Raw genomic sequence first — 2,500 nt, forward strand, 5'->3', positions numbered from 1 at the left:
TGGTTGCGGGGGCAGGATTTGAACCTGCGGCCTTCAGGTTATGAGCCTGACGAGCTACCGGGCTGCTCCACCCCGCGTTAACCGACTTTTTGCGTTCGCAAAAATGTCATTTCCAGCGCAAGTTCGCAGAACTTGTCGCGAGAGCGTAACCGCATTGCGGTTATGCTTGGTGCCGGAGCAAATTGCCGAAGGCGATTCGTCTCCTTTAAGGGACGCACGAGGCGTCTTTTTTTTATTCTGGTCTTGAACGACAAAAGGCCGCATGAGCGGCCCTTTTGTATCGGCTGGGCCGAATTTTGTGATTGAGAAGATTTGATGTTGCGTTTTGCAGACCTGGCAGCGACCTACTCTCCCGCGTCTTGAGACGAAGTACCATTGGCGCTGGGGCGTTTCACGGCCGTGTTCGGAATGGGAACGGGTGCAGCCGCCCCGCGATAACCACCAGGTCGGCAAAACGCAACATGCTCCATGTTTTCACATGGAAACTGCTGTTTCGAGAAGCTGGAGAGCCAAAGCTCTATTTAATTTACACGTCTTTCTCTGACCGATCCGTATTCCACCTTTGCTCAACAGTGAGCGTGGCAGCCATACAGGACGCTAGTCCATCGCCAATCGTTTGGCGCGCCGTCCGCAGGGCCTTTGGCCCGTGAGGACAGAAGATGATGTCATCGAACTTTGTTCGATGAACATATTCAATGGGAACGAAGAAGTCGATCGAGCTATTAGTAACGGTAAGCTTCACACATTGCTGTGCTTCCACACCCGTCCTATCAACGTGGTCGTCTTCCACGGCTCTGATAGGGAACACTCGTTTTCAGGTTGGTTTCCCGCTTAGATGCCTTCAGCGGTTATCCATTCCGTATATAGCTACTCTGCTATGCCCTTGGCAGGACAACAGATCCACCAGAGATACGTCCATCCCGGTCCTCTCGTACTAGGGACAGATCCTGTCAATATTCCTACACCCACGGCAGATAGGGACCGAACTGTCTCACGACGTTCTGAACCCAACTCACGTACCGCTTTAAATGGCGAACAGCCATACCCTTGGGACCTGCTCCAGCCCCAGGATGCGATGAGTCGACATCGAGGTGCCAAACAACCCCGTCGATATGGACTCTTGGGGGTCATCAGCCTGTTATCCCCGGCGTACCTTTTATCCGTTGAGCGATGGCCCTTCCACACGGGACCACCGGATCACTATGACCGACTTTCGTCTCTGCTCGACTTGTCAGTCTCGCAGTCAGGCGGGCTTATGCCATTGCACTCGACGACCGATTTCCGACCGGTCTGAGCCCACCATCGCGCGCCTCCGTTACTCTTTCGGAGGCGACCGCCCCAGTCAAACTACCCACCATACACTGTCCCGGATCCGGATAACGGACCGCGGTTAGACATCCACGAAGATAAGGGTGGTATTTCAAGGATGGCTCCACAAAGACTGGCGTCCCTGCTTCAAAGCCTACCACCTATCCTACACATGCCTTGGCGAATGCCAGTGTAAAGCTATAGTAAAGGTGCACGGGGTCTTTCCGTCTGACCGCAGGAACCCCGCATCTTCACGGGGAATTCAATTTCACTGAGTCTATGTTGGAGACAGCGGGGAAGTCGTTACGCCATTCGTGCAGGTCGGAACTTACCCGACAAGGAATTTCGCTACCTTAGGACCGTTATAGTTACGGCCGCCGTTTACTGGGGCTTCAGTTCAGAGCTTGCACCCCTCCCTTTAACCTTCCAGCACCGGGCAGGCGTCAGACCCTATACGTCGTATTGCTACTTCGCAGAGCCCTGTGTTTTTGATAAACAGTCGCTACCCCCTGGTCTGTGCCACCCCATCATACTTGCGTACAAAAGGGTCACGCTTCTTCCGAAGTTACGCGTGCAATTTGCCGAGTTCCTTCAACATAGTTCTCTCAAGCGCCTTGGTATACTCTACCTGACCACCTGTGTCGGTTTCGGGTACGGTCTATACGGTGGAGCTATTTCCTGGAACCTCTTCGCCGCCCAACCAATCCAATAAGGTTGAACAACACACGAGATCCGTCACTACCACCAGGCCCACGAATATTAACGTGGTTCCCATCGACTACGCGTGTCCGCCTCGTCTTAGGGGCCGGCTAACCCTGCTCAGATTAACTTTAAGCAGGAACCCTTGGTCTTTCGGCGAGGGAGTCTCTCACTCCCTTTATCGTTACTCATGTCAACATTCGCACTTCCGATATCTCCAGCAGCCCTCACGGGTCCGCCTTCACAGACTTACGGAACGCTCCGCTACCACTTGCGATTACTCGCAAATCCTCAGCTTCGGTGCATGGCTTTAGCCCCGTTACATTTTCGGCGCAAAGACCCTTATTTAGACCAGTGAGCTGTTACGCTTTCTTTAAATGATGGCTGCTTCTAAGCCAACATCCTGGTTGTTTTGGGATCCTCACATCCTTTCCCACTTAGCCATGACTTGGGGACCTTAGCTGGAGGTCAGGGTTGTTGCCCTTTTCACGAC

At 53.3% G+C, this 2,500-nt stretch carries 1 tRNA gene and 2 rRNA genes (1 of these 3 cut by a window edge); all 3 read right to left on the reverse strand.

What is annotated here, in order from left to right:
- Window positions 1-77 (reverse strand) — tRNA-Met (locus tag JZX88_RS25920).
- Between the two features lie 254 nt (window positions 78-331).
- Window positions 332-446 (reverse strand): 5S ribosomal RNA (gene rrf, locus JZX88_RS25925).
- 255 nt (window positions 447-701) lie between these two features.
- Window positions 702-2,500 (reverse strand): 23S ribosomal RNA (locus tag JZX88_RS25930); it runs 1,002 nt beyond the window's last position.

Origin of the sequence: Agrobacterium sp. OT33 (assembly GCF_017313365.1) — a bacterium.
Lineage (GTDB): Bacteria > Pseudomonadota > Alphaproteobacteria > Rhizobiales > Rhizobiaceae > Agrobacterium > Agrobacterium rhizogenes_A.